The following is an 18,381-nucleotide window of genomic DNA, read 5'->3' as shown; positions in this document are numbered from 1 at the left end:
GTGGGCTACGAGATGCTGGGAGACCCGCAGCGCGACATCACACCAGAGACGGCTGCACAAAGGCTTAGGGAGTTGATGTAATCTGAAAATAAGGTTTAGCCTCTCTCTTTCCAGCTGCCCTACACTAAGATATGATTAGGATGAAACATATAATGACAAGCATACTTGTAGTCTTGACTGCGTTTGGGCAGGGGGTTGCACAACCAAGTAAGGTTCACAGCTCTTTTAAACCGGGTGAGGTTTGGACCGACACCGAGGGGAACCACATCAATGCACATGGGGGAGGGATACTGTTTCACGATGGCACATACTACTGGTTTGGTGAGCATAAGGTAGAGGGCAAAAATGGGAACAAAGCCATGGTAGGTGTTAGTTGCTACTCCTCCACAGATCTTTACAACTGGAAAAACGAAGGTGTTGCACTTCCCGTTGCGGCAGAAGGCAGTGGTTCTGATATAGAAAAAGGCAGTGTCATAGAACGGCCTAAAGTGATCTATAACGAGAAGACCAAAAAGTTTGTGATGTGGTTTCATCTGGAATTAAAAGGACAGGGATATGCCGCAGCCCGTACGGCCGTTGCAACAAGCGATAAGCCCACTGGCCCTTTTACGTTTATCAGAAGCTTACGCCCTCATGCTGGCTTATGGCCCAAAAATGCCACGGAGGCGCATAAAACAGTACCTATTGTAGTAACCGATAACGATCCTAAGTGGGAGCAGAAAGTAGCAGCTGGTGCCTACCTGCAACGGGATTTTGAGGGTGGGCAGATGTCAAGAGATATGACCCTGTTTGTGGATGATGATGGTACGGCTTATCATATAGCCTCGTCTGAAGAAAACAGAACCCTTCACATAAGCAAGCTAACTGATGATTATTTAGGATTTACGGACGATTATGTTCGTATATTTCCTGGAGGCAGAAATGAAGCCCCCGCTGTTTTTAAAAAGGATGGTAAGTACTACATGATAACCTCTGGTTTAACAGGTTGGGCACCCAATCCGGCACGCTCAGCGGTAAGCGATGACATGATGAAAGGATGGAAAGAACTAGGAAATCCTGTACGAGGAACCGAGGACGAGCAGAAAACAACCTTCTGGTCTCAAAGTACCTTTGTGCTGCCGATCCAGGGGAAGAAGGATAGTTTTATTTTTATGGGTGACAGATGGAGACCGCAGAACCCTATTGACGGGCGCTACATTTGGCTACCTATAACTTTTGAAGAAGGCAAGCCTGTTCTGAGGTGGCAGGATGAGTGGAAGCTGGATACTTCAGAAAAGAAACAAACCAAAAGATGAAGCAAGCCTGCTTATCAAAGTATAGAACAGGACTACGGGCAGTTAAAAATGATAGCCTCAGGGTTAATCAGAAGTAAAGCTGTATTTAAAATAAGTTTTTAGCACTGCCTTATCATAATCTTCATTTAAAATCGGCTTTGCCAAAAGATTCAACAACAGAGGCTATATGTTAGACAAGAACAATTTAATGCGGCTGCTTTTTCGCTCCTTACTCGTGGTGGTGGGAGTAAGCTTTATAGCATGTACTTCTACCAAAAAAGGAAACAGCCAAGAGGAGTGGCAATCTTTATTTAATGGGAAAGACATTAACGACTGGATCGTTAAAATCCATCACCATGAAGTAGGGGATAACTATGCAAATACTTTTCGGGTAGAAGATGGCTTGCTGAGGGTGAATTATGATGGCTATACTGAGTTCAATGAACGGTACGGCCATCTGTTCTATAAAGAACCATTTTCTTCCTATCACCTGGTGGTGGAGTACTGTTTTGCCGACCAATGGCTGAAGGATGCACCTGATTATACTTATTTAAACAGCGGGATCATGTTTCATGCCCAAGACCCAAAAACGATATCAAAGGAGCAGGACTGGCCTATTTCTGTTGAGTTTCAGCTTTTGGCTGGTTTAGGAGATGGCAAGCCTCGCCCTACTGGTAATATGTGCTCTCCAGGCACTGAAGTGATTTATAAAGGTGAGATGGATCCGAGGCATTGTATTGATTCTAGCTCTAAAACTTATGCAGCAGATGAGTGGGTGCGGGCAGAGCTGATTGTACTGGCAGACTCACTGGTTACACATATTGTGAACGGCGATACGGTGCTACAGTACAGCAAGCCTCAGATTGGAGGAGGCGTAACAAACAACTATGACCCTAACATAAAGCAGGATGGTAAGTTGTTAAAAGAGGGCTACATAGCATTGCAAAGCGAAGGCCAGACTATAGACTTTCGAGAAGCTGTCTCCAAAAATATTGGAGTGGTTTGATGTAAAAAGCGACAATAATAGCTTTCTACATGCATTTCACAATAATTTATCAGGTACTAAATATTGTTCAATGTGATTCCGTCCAGATACTTAGCTTATTATATGATACTTGGAGTAGTTAAGAGAGTGTTGCCTTTTATAGTTGTAGGGCTAGCTGCCTGTAGTAAAAAACAGCAGGCTTACGAACCAACTGACAGTGCCCCTGTAGCAAAAGAAGGATATAGCTTAGTGTGGAACGATGAATTTAACTCGGTCGGAAAACCTGATAGCAACAGTTGGAATTATGAACACGGCTTTGTCCGAAACAATGAGTTGCAGTGGTATCAGTCAGAAAATGCCAACATTGCCAACGGTGTTTTAACCATTGAGGGGAGAAGGGAGAAAGTGAAGAACGACCGTTATGATAGCTCAAGCAAAGACTGGAGGAGGAACCAGGAATTTGCTGAGTACACCTCAGCAAGTATAAATACCAGAAAGAAAAGGAGCTTTAAATACGGTATTATCGAGGTAAGGGCAATGATTGATACAACGCTTGGTATGTGGCCTGCCATCTGGACCTTAGGCGAATCCAAACCTTGGCCTACAAACGGCGAGGTAGATTTAATGGAGTATTACCAGGTGAATAACAGAGGAGCCATTCTCGCAAATGCTGCCTGGGCCGATGGTAGAATGAGAGTAGTTTGGGATGGGGAGAAGATTCCGTTTAGCTATTTTGTTAAGAAGGATGCTGATTGGGCTACTCAATTCCACATCTGGAAAATGGACTGGACCGAAGATTATATCAAGCTCTATTTAGATGATGAACTGCTAAATGAAATTGATTTGAGCAAAACATTGAACGCAGACGGTTATAATCCATTTCATCAGCCCCATTACATTCTGTTAAACCTGGCCATTGGTTCTAACGGAGGCGATCCATTCGCGACAGCCTTCCCGAGGAAGTATGAGGTAGATTATGTAAGAGTTTATCAGAAAGAATAAAGCTGTAAGGAATTTAAATCAGTAAATAACACAGCCTTCAAGCAATTTTAAGCTTAACGAAGAAGACAAAAGCCGAATGAAGACCTTTGTATCAATGCTTCTTTTATGCTTGCCTGAAAGCCTGGCAACAACAACGTTTGCTCAAAAGAAGAAACAGACAGACAGTACCGACCGAGAGGTTCGCTGAACATTGGTATGTGGGAGATGGCATGTATTCTGATGGGATGAACTTCGCGCTGGATTACTATAACAGCTATGTAATTCAACCATATTTGGCTACTATACTAGAGGCTGTTGGTAAAAAAGAACGCCGCTATAACAGGTACTTGCTTAACCTAGATAAAATAAGCAAGCGCTACGCAGAGATACAAGAAAGGCTCATAAACACAGATGGCTCTTATCCAGTAATTGGTCGCTCGATTGCATACAGAGGAGGAGCTTTTCATCATTTGGCAGATGTAGCTTCAAGAAGAGCCCTGCCTGAATCCTTAAGTCCTGCCCAGGTTCGTGGTGCGCTAACAGCGGTTATCAGAAAAACATTGGAGGCACCTTCTTCTTTCACGAAAAATGGCTGGCTAAACATTGGGCTATACGGCCATCAGCCAGATGCGGCAGATTTTTATATTACAACAGGAAGCTTATACCTATGCTCCGCCATTTTTTTGCCATTGGGCTTGCCTGAATCAGATCCTTTTTGGTCAGCGCCTCCAGCTCCATGGACCGCGGTAAAAGCCTGGTCAGGCCAAAATTTTCCCGCAGACCATGCGTTAGATTTGCACTAATTTGTCCAAAACGGCCGATTTTTAGCTCTAACCTTAGATGCCATATAGGTTGAAAGCTCAACAAAATAAATAAGTTAGGAATGAAATATTCGGATCAGATGGATGTATTGAGGCAAAAAAGCTATAAATCAATAGGATGCCTTTGTCTTGCCCTAGGTTTGCTTCTGTCAGGCTGCGGACAACGTGTAACTAGTACTGCCAGTAACAGTGTCCAAACCAGCACTTCAGAAGAAAAATACACGGCTTACCTCTTCACCTACTTTACAGGAAACAACAAAAGCGAAGAGGCCATTCGTTTTGCTATAAGCAACGACGGCTACAACTATAGAGCGCTCAACAGCAACAAGCCTGTCATCAATTCAGCCGATATTAGTTCTACGGGAGGCGTACGCGATCCGCACATCTTGCGCGGAGCCGATGGGAAAACTTTTTACATGGTAGTTACCGATATGGTTTCGGCTAATGGCTGGAGCTCAAACAGGGCCATGGTTTTGCTGAAGTCGACAGACCTTATCAACTGGACATCCAGCGTGGTGAATATCCAAAAGCAGTTTCCAGGTAATGAAGACCTGCTTCGTGTTTGGGCACCGCAGACTATTTATGATCCTGAAGAAAAAAGGTATATGATCTACTTTTCGATGAAGCATGGCAATGACCCTGATAAAATTTATTATGCCTATGCCAATGAGGGTTTTACGGCTCTGGAAACAACTCCGAAACAGCTTTTCTACAGCCCGACAAATGGGGCAAGTATAGATGGTGATATTATTGAGAAGGACGGGAAGTATCACCTCTTCTTTAAAACGGAAGATGCAGGTTCTGGCTTAAAGGTAGCAGTGTCGGATAAACTTACAGAAGGCTATCTGCTAAAGGATAAGTTTGTGCAGCAAACAAAAGACCCTGTAGAAGGATCAGGTATCTTTAAACTCAACGACAGCGACGAATATATCCTGATGTACGATGTGTACACAAAAGGCAAATACCAGTTTACGAAGAGTAAAGATCTGGAGAACTTTACGGTTATAGACGAGGCGATAAGCATGAATTTTCATCCTCGCCACGGTACTGTTTTACCCATTACAACTGAAGAAGCAAAAAGGCTGATGAGTAAATGGGGAACAGCAGATGATATTATTAGCGGTGTAAAGGCAAAAGGCTTGAAAAGCATAAATGTAGCCCTGGACGCTGCATCTAAAACGCTATACCTGCCTGTGAAACCAAACGTTGATTTGAAGTCATTTTCTCCTGAATTTACCACTTATCCTGGAGTAACAGTTACACCAAAATCGGCACAGGATTTTTCAAAAGGGTCAGTTAGCTACACCGTAAATATTGATGGGCAGGAGCCGCAGACTTACAAAGTTGTAGCGAGAGAAGATCACAACCCTGTGTTGGAGGGCTATTATGCAGATCCTGATGTGCTGTATTCCGAAAAGACAGGCAAATTTTATATCTACCCAACCAGCGATGGTTTTACAGGATGGTCAGGTACCTATTTTAAGACCTTTTCTTCGGATGACCTTGTAAACTGGAAAGATGAAGGCGTGATTTTAGATCTTCCTAAAGATGTCAGCTGGGCAGACAGAAATGCCTGGGCTCCTAGCATTATCGAAAAAAAGATAAACGGCGAGTACAAGTACTTTTACTACTTCACGGCTGCTCAGAAAATAGGGGTTGCTGTGGCAGATAACCCAACTGGCCCGTTTGTGGATTCTGGTAAGCCTTTGATAGATAAGTTTCCAGAAGGTGTTAAGGGCAGTCAGCAAATAGATCCGGAAGTATTTACAGACCCTAAAACAGGTAAGAGCTACTTGTTCTGGGGGAACGGCTATATGGCTGGTGCAGAGTTAAATGATGACATGACTTCCCTAAAGCTAGGTACAACTAAGGTAATGACCCCTGATAAAACTTTTAGGGAAGGAGCAACCGTGTTTTACAGGAACGGCACTTACTATTTTATGTGGTCCGAAGACGATACGCGCAGCGAGAACTATAGAGTGCGTTACGGTACTTCTAACTCTCCATTGGGAAAGATAACTGTTCCAGAGAACAACTTGGTTATAGCCAAAGACCCAAAGGCTGGTATCTATGCGACAGGCCACAACTCTGTTCTTCAGATTCCTGGCAAAGATGAATGGTACATTGTTTATCACCGCTTTAATTACCCGAAAGGCATTGAAATGGGAGGCGCTGCTGGTTTTAACCGTGAGGTATCTATAGACAAGCTTGACTTTAATCAGGATGGCAGCGTAAAGCAGGTAAAGCCAACGCATGAAGGTGTAAAACCAGTTAATCTCAACGTGTCTGTGAACAAGTAAAATAAAGTGCTTGACTGACGAAATCATCCATTCATCTTGTAGAGAATAGCAGCATAATTTTTTATTAACATCATATTCATCTTCTCTGCTGAATCTTTGCGCATAAGCTATTACATGAAACACAGAATTGCTATTCGGATAGTACAACGTTATATTGCTGCTCTCTCTGTCAGTTTGTTCGTCAACTCTTGCGCTACTACGCGTTTGTCTGAGCCAACTATAACTATTGTTGCTGATGGATGGGCAAACAATTCCGTTAATACAGTCGTGTTTCGCAAGAATTCGCTAGTGACACATCAGGGAACACAGTATACGGCCTGGTACGATAACGATCGCTCTGTGGTGTTAGCTAAACGAAAAAGCGGTGCAGATACTTGGGAGATACAGAAGACTGATTTCAAAGGAAATGCGGCTGATGCCCACAACACTATTAGCATTATGGTTGATGGCAAAGGGTATCTGCACATGTCATGGGATCATCATAACAACAAGCTCAACTATGCCCGTAGCGTGAGCCCTGGTTCGCTGCAAATGACTGATAAAATGCCTATGACAGGTCAGCATGAGCAGGTAGTTTCCTATCCTGAGTTTTATCGTCTGCAAAACGGTAACATGCTTTTCTTTTATCGTGATGGAGGTTCAGGTCAGGGGAACATGGTCATTAACAGTTACGATACCAGCACACAGCAGTGGACGCAGTTGCATAGTAACCTGATTAACGGCGAAGGAAAACGGAATGCTTACTGGCAGGCTTACATTGACGAGCAAGGAACAATCCATGTGTCGTGGGTATGGCGCGAAAGCCCTAACGTTGCCAGTAACCACGACCTGAGTTATGCCCGCTCCACAGACGGAGGCAAAACGTGGGAGAAGTCTACTGGAGAAGATTATACGCTTCCCATAACAGAAGCTACAGCCGAAAAAGCATGGACAATTCCCCAAAACAGCGAGTTGATAAACCAAACTTCGATGGGTGCCGATGAAAAAGGCAATCCAGTTATAGCCACCTACTGGAGAGAGGCCGACTCTGCTGTTCCGCAGTACCACCTGGTGTACCACAACGGTAGTAAATGGCAATCGCTTCAGATGGACTTCCGAAAAACTCCCTTCAGCCTGAGCGGAGTGGGTACTAAGCGCATTCCTATTGCGAGGCCGCAGGTGATGGTGAAAAACGCAGGCGACAAAACCTCGGTGTTAATGATTTTTCGGGATGAGGAAAGAGGCAACAAAGCTTCTGCTGTTGTGATTGATAAGCTGTCGGACCCACAATGGTCTATTGTTGACCTAACGCAAGTTTCGCTTGGTTCTTGGGAGCCGACTTACGACACAGAGCTCTGGAAGCAGAAAAAAATCTTGAACCTGTTCGTGCAGAAAGTAGAGCAACTCGATGGCGAGGGTCGTGCTAACATGCCGCCGCAACCTATACAAGTGGTGGAGTGGAAGCCTGATTTCTAGTTCAAAGTTCTACAGCATCACTGTTTATTTACCAAAAATGATAATCTCAGTACCTTATAAAACATGAAGACCAAAACGGCTGTTTACTTCTCGTTATTAATTGTGCTGCTCAGTTCTTGTGCATCAGCCACAGGCTCTAAGTCTGCAAACGCATTGCTCCCAGATTCCAAAGCGGAAGTAAGACAAACTATAGAACAAGTAAACAATTACTGGCAGGAGGCAAATCCAAAACCTGGATGGGCTTTTTGGGATGTGGCCGCCTACCACACGGGTAACATGGAAGCCTACAAGGTTACCAAAAATGAAGACTACAGAAAATACTCCGAAGCATGGGCAGAGAAGAACGATTGGAAAGGGGCAAAGTCTGATAACAAAGAAAACTGGAAGTATAGCTACGGCGAGAACGATAATCATGTGTTGTTTGGCGATTGGCAGATTTGCTTCCAAACCTATATAGACTTGTATAGTTTTGACGAGGAGAAGGACGAGAGAAAAATAGCACGTGCCAAAGAGGTAATGGAGTACCAGATGAGCACACCAAACAACGATTACTGGTGGTGGGCCGACGGCTTATATATGGTGATGCCCGTCATGACGAAGCTGCATAAAGTAACAGGCAACAAGCAATACCTGGAGAAGCTGCACGAATACCTGAGCTACGCCAACTCCATTATGTATGATGCCGAGGAAGGGCTTTATTATCGTGATGGAAAGTACGTTTACCCGAAGCACAAAAGTGCAAACGGCAAAAAAGACTTCTGGGCACGAGGCGACGGTTGGGTGTTTGCAGGACTGGCAAAAGTGCTGCAGGACCTGCCAAAGAACGATGCGCACAGAAAAGAATATGAGCAAAGGTTTAAAGATATGGCAGTGGCTATTGCCAGGTCGCAGCAGCCAGAAGGCTACTGGACCAGAAGTATACTTGACCCTGCACATGCGCCAGGACCTGAAACAAGTGGTACCGCTTTCTTTACCTATGGCATGCTTTGGGGAATCAATAACGGTCTTTTAGATAAAAAAGAATACTTGCCAGTAGCTGCTAAAGGATACGACTACTTAACCAAAGTGGCTTTACAGCCAAATGGCAAAGTAGGGTACGTACAGCCGATTGGTGAAAGAGCCATTCCAGGGCAGGTGGTAGATATTAAATCTACTTCGGGGTTCGGAGTGGGAGCGTTTCTTTTGGCAGCCTCTGAAATGTACCGCTGCCTGGACTAAAAGCTTAGCCTGTTCTTTTACCTGGTTTCAGAACTGCTGTATCCAATAATAGGCAGCTTTTGATGCTCTTAATCTTTAGTTTTTCTGATGAAACATCCTGTTTGCACCCTTCTAGCCATTGTTTTCCTGTTTTCCACTAATCTGTCACAGGGGCAAAATACTTCGAGCCCATCAAGCGGAAGTGGGGCAACAGAAATGGAAATCTTTAAGATCAGCAGTCCTGATTATAAGTTGAGTCCGCATACAGGCATGACCAAAAAGCATTGGAAGGACGCAGGTTTATACTTGTTAAAAGGTGCTTTCAGCTATATCGATGACCTGGACGACCCGATGGTTTTTCCAAAGCTGCCTGGCAAAAGCTACCCGACAAATGGTGTGCATAACCCAACTGAAATGCTGGAAGGCCTTTGTCGTACCTTGTTTGTGGCAGCACCACTTTTAAAAGATAATCCTGGTCTGGAATTAAATGGCATCAAAGTAGCCGATTATTACAGGCATCAGGTTCTAAAACTTATCGACCCATCTAGCCAAACTTTTATCAAGCCAAGGGCAAAAAATGGTGGTCCAAACCAAATTCTTGTAGAGTTTGGAGCGTTGGCTATTTCACTGTTTGTGATGCCCGAGACCATTTGGGAGCCGCTTACACAGGAGCAAAAAGACAAATTGGCTTCTACCATGATTAGTTATGGAGATGGCCCAACTGTAGACTCAAACTGGAAGTTCTTCAACATTTTTGTGCTGAGTTTCTTCAAGGACCAAGGCTACGAAGTAAACGAAAAGCTCTTGACGGAGTACCTGCAAAAGTCCCTGGATCACTATCGTGGTGATGGTTGGTACAACGACGCCCCAGCTTATGATTATTACAGCATGTGGGCTTTTCAGATGTACGGCATGATTTGGTCTGAGCTTGTAGGAAAGGAGCACTACCCAGCATACGCCGCAAAATTTGTAGATAACTTTAAAGATCTGAACGGCAACTATCCTTACCTGTTTTCAGAGGATGGTAAAATGATTATGTGGGGGCGTAGCATCAGCTACCGTTTTGCTTCTGTTAGCCCGTTTCCGCTTATGGGCTTCCTGAAAGACGAGAACATAAACTACGGCTGGATGCGCAGAATTTCATCTGGTTCGCTGTTGCAGTTTTTGCAGAACCCCGCTTTTATGGAAGATAATGTGCCGACACTTGGTTTCTATGGGCACTTTGAGCCTGCTGTTCAGGTATACAGTTGCCGAGGCAGCGTTTATTGGATGGGCAAAGCATTTCTTGGTTTACTGGTGCCCGATGATAATCCTTTCTGGACAGCCACAGAAAACGAAGGGCCGTGGTCGGAAGAGTTCGACAAAAACGAAATTTATAACAACTTTCAGGAAGGTTCTAACATTTTGATAACGGATTACCCTGCAATTGGTGCCTCAGAAGTACGAGCCTGGTGCCACGAAAAAGTAGCTGATGATTGGCAAAAGTTCAGATCAACGGAAAACTACAACCGTCTTTCTTATAGCAGTGCCTTCCCCTGGCAGGCCGATGGTGAGAATGGAGAAGTAGCGATGAATTATGTATTTAAGAACAAAAAAGGGCAGTGGGAAGCCCTACGACTGTATACCTTTAAAAAGTTTGAAGACGAAGTATATTACCGCGATGTGGTGTTGGAAACCAATGATAAGTACAAACTTAGCCTAGCCGAAATGCCTTTGCCAAATGGTATACTTAGAATAGATAGAAACACAAGCACAGAGGCTGGTCAGCTTCGCCTGGGTCATTATGCCTTACCAGAAATGAATGGGAAAATCAGTAGAGAAACCAGAAAAGTAAGAGGCCACCAGGTGCAGATCATCGATAATGGGGAGTATCAACTAGCAATGGTTCCGTTACAAGGTTGGGAAGGTATGGAAACTGTAACGAGTACAGGCCTACATCCTGTTAGCGATAAAAGCGCTGTGGTTAATGTATCAGATAACTTTACCCCACAGCAGGAAGTTTATGCTACGCTTATGCTTTGGAAAAAGTCTGGTGAAAAGTGGACAAAGGAAGAACTGGTTCCTGTAAAGAAAGTAGAGCTTTCCAAAAAGGACGATAGCATTACCGTTTCCTTTAGAAACGGCGACAAAAAAATTGTGAAGTTTAACTAAAGCTAACTGATAGGAGTGTAGTGGCTTCTACTTCTTAAAATAAGTTAAATTGTATGAGACATCAACATATTAGACGAAGTGCAAAGTGGGTTCTTATAGCTTGTAGCACTATGCTTCTTGCCTCCTGTCAGCAGGATATCTACCAGACTTCTTTTACAGTTAAAAATAAGCTGGATTTAGATCGCACGTCAGAAACCGTTAGTGTCCCTGTTGAAAAAGTAGAAGAACTGGCAAAGAAGTTTGGGACAGAAAACCTGCTGATTAGAGACACGGGAACTGATAAACTGCTCGTAACTCAAGCGCTGGACAACGATGCAGATGGCAATGTAGATGAAATACTGTTTCAGACAAACATAAAAGCTAAGGAGGAAAAGAAGTTTAAGGTAGAAGGTTTGGAAAACGGTGCTGCACAAAAACCTAAAAGTGAGCTAACTACCTATTCCCGTTTTGTGCCAGAGCGAACAGATGATTATACCTGGGAAAATGATCGGGTTGCTTTCCGTACCTACGGACCTGTGGCGCAGCAAATGGTAGAAGATGGTACTCCAGGTGGAACCTTAACCAGTGGTATGGATGCCTGGCTGAAGCGTGTCGATTACCCAATTATAGACAAGTGGTATAAAGGTTACTTAAGCGACCCTATGTTTTACCACAAAGATACTGGCGAAGGCTATGACCCTTATCATGTTGGGGCTAGCCGTGGTATTGGAGGAATTGGTGTATGGGCAGACAGTACTCCATATGTATCTAAAAACTTTACAAGCTATAAGAAAATTGCAGAAGGGCCTATTCGTACCGTTTTCGAACTTACTTATGCACCATGGAGTGCGAAGGGTACTACAGTAAAAGAAACCAAGCGCATCAGCCTTGACTTAGGTAGCAACCTAACCCGCTACGAGGTAGAACTGCAAAGCGACAAACCACTGCCAAACATCACAACAGGCATCACCTTACATGATAAAAAGGGTGAAGTAAATGTGAATGAAGATGAGGGCTGGTTTCGCTATTGGGAGCCGATGGATGACTCAAGTTTGGGAACAGGAATCGTGATAGCACCAGCTTCTGTTCAGGATTCTAAAGTGCATAAGGTGCAGGCAAGCGACCAAAGCCATTTGTTTGTGATTGGCAAAGCAGAAAACAACACCCTGACCTATTATGCGGGCTTTGGTTGGGAAAAGAGCGGACAATTCAAATCAAAACAGGAGTGGGATAACTATCTGGCCGACTTTGCCAAGCGAATAGCTTTTCCGCTAGAAGTAGCATTCTGATTTTTGAATAGTTGGAAGGAATTGGGAGCTGTAAGTGTTATCTTGTGGATAACTTTGTATAAACGATAAGTTAAATATGAGAACTACCTTTTTTAGTTACATTTTAGTATTTCTTTTACCTGCGCTAGGTTTTAGCCAGGGTGCCCCATTAGAAACGTTTCCTCTTTCATCGGTTGCCTTGCTTGAAAGCCCTTTTCAACAGGCACAGCAAACGGATATGGAATATATTTTGGCACTCGAGCCAGACAGATTGCTGGCACCTTACCTACGCGAAGCTGGCATTACACCTAAAGCTGAAAGTTACGGTAACTGGGAGAATACAGGTTTGGATGGGCATATTGGTGGCCATTACCTGACAGCGCTATCTTTAATGTATGCCTCTACAGGCAACCAAGAGCTACTGCAAAGGCTGAACTATATGGTTGATCAGTTAGAGGCTTGCCAGCAGAAAAACGGGAACGGATACATTGGTGGCGTACCAGGTGGAGAAGCCATGTGGCAGGAAATTGCAAAAGGCAACATTGAGGCGGAAACTTTTTCTCTTAATAAGAAGTGGGTGCCTTGGTATAACATTCATAAAACCTATGCGGGATTACGTGATGCCTATCTGTTTGCTGGAAACGAGAAAGCAAAAAACATGTTGGTAAAGCTTTCGGATTGGTGCCTGAACCTTACCGCTAACTTATCGGATGCACAGATACAGGATATGCTGCGTAGCGAGCACGGAGGAATGAACGAAGTTTTTGCCGATGTTGCGGAGATAACAGGGGATAAGAAGTACCTTGAAATGGCACGTAAGTTCTCACATGAGTCTGTTCTTAACCCACTATTAGCCAAAGAAGACAAGCTGACAGGTATGCATGCGAACACGCAGATACCGAAGGTAATTGGCTATAAGCGTGTAGCAGATGTGGCTGGAGATAAAGCTTGGTCTGATGCAGCAGCCTTTTTCTGGAATACGGTAGTTGATGATCGGACAATTTCTATTGGCGGTAACAGCGTTCGCGAACATTTTCATCCTGCAGACGATTTTTCTCCAATGATAGAATCGCGGGAAGGGCCAGAAACCTGTAATACGTATAACATGCTGAAGCTCTCGAAGCAGTTGTATTTATCAGAGGCATCTGGTGAGTATTTAGATTATTACGAGAGAGGACTGTATAATCATATCCTTTCTTCACAGCACCCTACCAGAGGAGGTTTTGTCTATTTCACGCCTATACGTCCAAGGCATTATAGGGTATACTCAAAGCCAGACGAGGCCTTTTGGTGCTGCGTAGGCTCTGGGTTGGAAAACCACGGTAAGTATGGCGAGTTGATCTATGCCCACAACGCAAAAGATATTTTTGTAAACCTGTTTATCCCCTCAAGCCTTGACTGGAAGGAGCGTGGAGTGGCGTTAATCCAAACTACAAATTTTCCTTACGAAGAAGCATCTACTATCAAGCTAAAGCTTAAGAAGGCGCAGAAGTTTGCACTCAACATCAGGCGACCAAGCTGGGTAAAAGAGGGCGGGCTGAAAGTGCTTGTGAATAATAAAGAAGTAAAGGTAAATTCTGATCCCACTTCTGCTTATGTAACAGTAGAGCGAAAGTGGAAAACTGGTGATGTTGTTTCGGTGTCACTGCCTATGGAAACGAAGGCCGAATACTTGCCTGATGGTTCAGATTGGGTGTCGTTTGTGCATGGTCCTATTGTGCTGGCTGCCGTAACGGATAAAACAGATTTAGACGGATTGGTAGCTGATAACAGCCGCATGGGGCATATTGCTAACGGCCCATTATACTCTATTGAGGAAGCCCCAGTTTTAGTGTCATCAAATAAGAATTTGGCTTCAGCCTTGAAGCCAGTAGCGGGTAAACCTATGACTTTTACTGCCTCTAATCTTATTTCTTCTGAAAAGTATAAAAATGTAGAGCTAGTGCCATTCTTTCAGGTACATGATGCGCGTTATATGCTTTATTGGCCTGTTACAACGCCAGAAGAGCTGGAGGCGAGGAAAGAGGCGCTTCGTGAGGAAGAGAGAATAAAGATGGTATTGGAGGCGAGCACAGTGGATAGAGTTGTGCCAGGGGAGCAGCAGCCAGAGTCAGATCATAACTATAAAGGCGAGAAAACAGAGTCTGGTGTATATCAGGACCGCCATTGGCGCCATGCAAGCAGGTGGTTCAGCTACGATTTAAGAAACAAAAACAAAGAAGGTCGTAAGCTGCGTATCACGTACTATGGTTTAGACAAAGACCGTAACTTCAACATTTATGTGAACGACACGCTCTTAAAAGAAGTGCGCCTTGATGGTTCGAAGGGCGATGTATTCTTTAACGTAGACTATGACCTACCCGAGAAACTAATCAACAGTGCTCCTGGTGATAAGCTAACTGTAAAATTTGTTGCGCAAGAGGGTTCTGTAGCAGGAGGAATTTATGATGTGAGGTTGCTAAAGTAAACTTCCATCTGCAGACAGTATCAATAAAAAGGCCACCCAATTTTGGGTGGCCTTTTTATTGATACTAATGTTAACAATCAGCGCTTAGTTCTCTTACTCTAACTTCATTGCAGTCTGTAGCTAATTCTACTATAGTAAAAGCTATCGTGCTGGTGTCGTCAGGTTTAGCTTAAAATGTAAGCATAACAATTTCATCATATCAGTTTAATGAAGTAAGGTTCTTTATCAATCATGTAGGATTTTAAAAATAACTACTCCTTATCTTACTTATACTTATTGTTGAATATAGTATATTAGTTTAGCCAATTACCGTTGTCTGCTAAAAGCTACAAAAAACCGTATGTTGATTTCATATATCTAGAAGTTGGGGAAAATAAAAATAATGAGTAAAAGAATTCTCGACCTTCATGATGAACTTAACCAAATGCCAGAATTCCAACTCTTGGAAGAAATAAGGCATTTTGGAGCATCAATTACAATATTTGAAGGAAACTATGAGCAGTTAAAAGAACTTCTCATAATTCATAACGACCCAATAAAATCGCAGTTTCTTCATAGTGTAAGAAATAGGGAAGTCTTACATGCATTCCAAATTGAAGTAATTAGGCTATTACACAATTATGTTGCAGCAGCATTTTCATTAGTTGACCATACAAGAATACATTATCGAAAATTGTATCTTAGTAATAACAGATTTCCTGAATACCAAACAGAAATAAATTAAAGATTCAAAGAGAGTCCTATAGCTAATTTCGTTAAAGAATTACGACAGTTTGTTCAACATTATGATTTGCCCGAAATTTACTCACACACCTATTTTAAATCTGACCCACCAACGCTAGAAAGAACATTAAAAATAAAAGTTTCTGATTTAGGCAGGTTTAATTGGAACAGTAAATCAAAAAAGTATTTACAGCAGTTAAATGGAGACTTAGATTTACTAATCTTAATAAATGATTATTTTGAAAAAGTTTTTGACTTTTATTCATGGTTTAGAGAAAGGCAAGAGGAAATCCATAAATCTGAAATAGATGTAGTTGAGGAGAAGAAAAGCCAAATAAGAAATTTGTATATTCCACAATTAATAGAATCTACACTTTCTTTTCCTGAGAACAGCATTGAAAGTTTTGAAAGTAGCTTGTTCAGCCTTTTTAATTTACATGAACAACAGAAAATTGAAAAAATTGAGAACTTACAAGAGAGATGTGAGAAAATCATAACAATGTTGAAAGTTGATACAACATTATCTGTAGAAGTGGAGCAAAAAATAAGACAGCTTTATAAATAATTACTTTGCCCAACATTGAGTAAACAGCATGCTTCGGCCGACGGCCTCTCACGTTGTTTACACTAACCGTTAGCAAAAATTGAAGATAAAAGTTTGAGCTTAAAAGGAGGAAGAAAAGAAAATTGATCTTTAAAGAATTAACACATCAGCAATTAATAAGGTGGAGCTAAACAATACTTATAAGAAGCGGAAAAGGCCAGTATGGTTCATATCGCTAATGGTTTTTAGCTTGCTCCCTATACTTCTGTGGCCTCTTATCTTTTATGGCTCCATTTTCATCTTTGATAACCCAAAGAACATGTCCTTAGCCTACCTCATTTTTATAGGAATTAACAGTTATCCTCTGATACTTGTTCTAAACTCGGTAGTAAGTTATATGAAATTCAAGCAAAGAATACAACTCTCTATCTCTTTGCTGGTAGTGCCAATTATTTTTTTCTTATACGTTGCATATGTTATCTTCTTCTAAAAAAGCTAACAATACAGTAAGAGAAATGACTTGCAAAGCATCAAGCTCTTTGAGTTAACACATTTTTAGAAAAACAACAAACACATGCCAATAAAACCTAAAGTGCATAAGCGCACCATAGCAAAGCCGTTGGCAAACATATAAAACGACACATTGAAAAGGATTTCTCCACTTATAATATTGGGACTTCTTTCTGTTGTTCTCGGACTGACAGTTGCTATACTGACAGGTGGATACCTCATAATACTTGGCGCATACTTAATTGGATTTGCTCTTTTTCTGTTTCTACTCAATTGGCTGACTAAGAAAACTAAAACACGGAAGGCTTATTGGATTCTACAAGTTGTTCTTTCTGTTACATACATTGCATTCCTGACTTTCTCATATTTAGATTGGAACAAACACAACCTAATTGTTTTTCCGACAGGTTTTCAAGGTGACGGAGGAATCGTCTTTGGAATTGAAGGTTATCCTGAACTTCCTGAAATGAGTTATTGGAAAAGGACAATAGAAGTTCCTTCTAATGGAGTATTAATCACTTCTACAAAAGAAGAAGATTTGCCAAATAAGTTTCAATTTCAATACAAAGACGGTAGCTATCTTGATTTCAGAGATTCGACTTGGGATTTCTCATACTCATCAGAGTTTCCCTGCATCTTGACTAATTCTGTGATTAAACATTATTCATTCACAATTGGAAAATCTTCAAACACAAATTTTCAGGAATTACTCTCAAAACTTTGCGACTCAATAAATCAAGGAAAACTTGTATCTGCCTATGATTCGGAATATTCACCAATCGTGAATGAAGTCGAAACACCTTATTTACACTTGCAGAACAGAGGACTTTCAAAATTGCCTAAGGACATCAACACTCTTCAAATAAAGGAAATTATACTGACAGGCAACAACTTCACCGAATTTCCAAATGAAGTTTTAGATATGCCACAACTTGAAGAACTTCTAATTGGTCATAATCCTGTTTCCAAACTACCTGACAATTTAGAATCCCTGAAAAACCTCAAAAGGCTTTCAATAAATGCCACGTTAATAAAGAGATTTCCTTCTGACTTATCAGTTCTTGAAAACCTTGAAACAATTGGGTTGGACCATAACGAATTCAAAGAATTACCAGAATCAATTCTCACAATTCTAAATCTCAAACGACTTGGGGTTAACAACAATAAACTGACTAACTTGAAATTTATTGATGAACGTCTTGAAGGACTTGAGTCAATCTATTTGTACAGCAATGAAATAAAACAAATTGATTGTCATATAGAAAATCTGAAGAGCCTGAAAGAACTTCTCATTTTTGATAATCAAATTGACTCAATACCTGACTGTATCGGTTCATTGACAAATCTTGAAAAATTGGAGATATGGAGCAATCCAATAAAATATGTATCACCTGAAATTCAAAAACTGACAAATCTGAAATCAATGCGAATTGATAAAGATAATTTGACAGAAGAACAAATGGAAGCGATAAGAAATTGGTTGCCGAATTGTGAAATAAACTTCCAATGAAATAAGAAATATGCTTGCTTACAAGGTTTACAGTGTATACCCTGCGGATACGCATCATACACAAGCCCGTTGAGTAAACAACCACATAGCTACATATTATTTTACAATGACAAGGAAGCAAGAGCAACAGTGCCAAGTTTATAGGAAGCGATCCAACAGCTTCTGAAAAACAACATAAATGAAAAAGGTGTCGCATATGCGATACCTTTTTCATTT

14 protein-coding genes are annotated in these 18,381 nt (G+C 42.0%); all 14 read left to right on the top strand.

The annotated features are described in order from the left end of the window. The gene (locus LN893_RS20755) at positions 1–81 is read left to right on the top strand and encodes a hypothetical protein (RefSeq protein WP_369427667.1); all 81 of its coding nucleotides are present in this window, start codon (positions 1–3) and stop codon (positions 79–81) included. A 71-nt stretch (positions 82–152) separates the two neighbouring features. Next, positions 153–1,295 carry a glycoside hydrolase family 43 protein gene (locus LN893_RS12600; RefSeq protein WP_229970565.1) on the top strand — a complete coding sequence of 381 codons (1,143 nt, stop codon included), beginning with the start codon at positions 153–155 and terminating at the stop codon, positions 1,293–1,295. Positions 1,296–1,461: 166 nt separating this feature from the next. Further along, positions 1,462–2,280, top strand: a complete 819-nt coding sequence (locus LN893_RS12595; RefSeq protein ID WP_229970563.1) for a 3-keto-disaccharide hydrolase — start codon at positions 1,462–1,464, stop codon at positions 2,278–2,280. 102 nt (positions 2,281–2,382) lie between these two features. Beyond that, a complete protein-coding gene (locus LN893_RS12590) occupies positions 2,383–3,261 on the top strand; it encodes a glycoside hydrolase family 16 protein (protein ID WP_229970562.1) in 879 nt (292 codons plus the stop codon). Between the two features lie 137 nt (positions 3,262–3,398). Then, positions 3,399–4,043, top strand: coding sequence for a DUF2264 domain-containing protein (locus LN893_RS12585; protein ID WP_229970561.1), 645 nt, complete (start codon positions 3,399–3,401; stop codon positions 4,041–4,043). An 80-nt stretch (positions 4,044–4,123) separates the two neighbouring features. Beyond that, positions 4,124–6,361: a glycoside hydrolase family 43 protein gene (locus tag LN893_RS12580; RefSeq protein ID WP_229970560.1), complete on the top strand. Its 2,238-nt coding sequence runs from the start codon at positions 4,124–4,126 to the stop codon at positions 6,359–6,361. Between the two features lie 114 nt (positions 6,362–6,475). Then, complete coding sequence (locus tag LN893_RS12575; protein WP_229970559.1) at positions 6,476–7,816, top strand: BNR repeat-containing protein; 1,341 nt, start codon at positions 6,476–6,478, stop codon at positions 7,814–7,816. 63 nt (positions 7,817–7,879) lie between these two features. Beyond that, complete coding sequence (locus LN893_RS12570) at positions 7,880–9,034, top strand: glycoside hydrolase family 88/105 protein (RefSeq protein WP_229970558.1); 1,155 nt, start codon at positions 7,880–7,882, stop codon at positions 9,032–9,034. A gap of 195 nt (positions 9,035–9,229) precedes the next feature. After that, on the top strand, positions 9,230–11,164 hold the full coding sequence (locus LN893_RS12565; RefSeq protein WP_229970557.1) for a DUF2264 domain-containing protein: 1,935 nt from the start codon (positions 9,230–9,232) through the stop codon (positions 11,162–11,164). A 110-nt stretch (positions 11,165–11,274) separates the two neighbouring features. Then, a complete protein-coding gene (locus LN893_RS12560) occupies positions 11,275–12,432 on the top strand; it encodes a BT3233 family polysaccharide utilization protein (RefSeq protein WP_229970556.1) in 1,158 nt (385 codons plus the stop codon). A gap of 76 nt (positions 12,433–12,508) precedes the next feature. Then, the gene (locus LN893_RS12555) at positions 12,509–14,878 is read left to right on the top strand and encodes a glycoside hydrolase family 127 protein (RefSeq protein WP_255710031.1); all 2,370 of its coding nucleotides are present in this window, start codon (positions 12,509–12,511) and stop codon (positions 14,876–14,878) included. A gap of 382 nt (positions 14,879–15,260) precedes the next feature. Then, positions 15,261–15,602: a hypothetical protein gene (locus tag LN893_RS12550; protein WP_229970554.1), complete on the top strand. Its 342-nt coding sequence runs from the start codon at positions 15,261–15,263 to the stop codon at positions 15,600–15,602. 66 nt (positions 15,603–15,668) lie between these two features. Beyond that, positions 15,669–16,166: a hypothetical protein gene (locus LN893_RS12545; RefSeq protein ID WP_229970553.1), complete on the top strand. Its 498-nt coding sequence runs from the start codon at positions 15,669–15,671 to the stop codon at positions 16,164–16,166. Positions 16,167–16,788: 622 nt separating this feature from the next. Further along, the gene (locus LN893_RS12540) at positions 16,789–18,165 is read left to right on the top strand and encodes a leucine-rich repeat domain-containing protein (RefSeq protein ID WP_229970552.1); all 1,377 of its coding nucleotides are present in this window, start codon (positions 16,789–16,791) and stop codon (positions 18,163–18,165) included. The last annotated feature ends 216 nt before the right edge of the window (positions 18,166–18,381 follow it).

The organism is Pontibacter harenae (assembly GCF_020907245.1).
Lineage (GTDB): Bacteria > Bacteroidota > Bacteroidia > Cytophagales > Hymenobacteraceae > Pontibacter > Pontibacter harenae.
The sequence above is the reverse complement of the archived record's forward strand: the minus strand, read 5'-3'. Positions and strand labels throughout refer to the sequence as shown.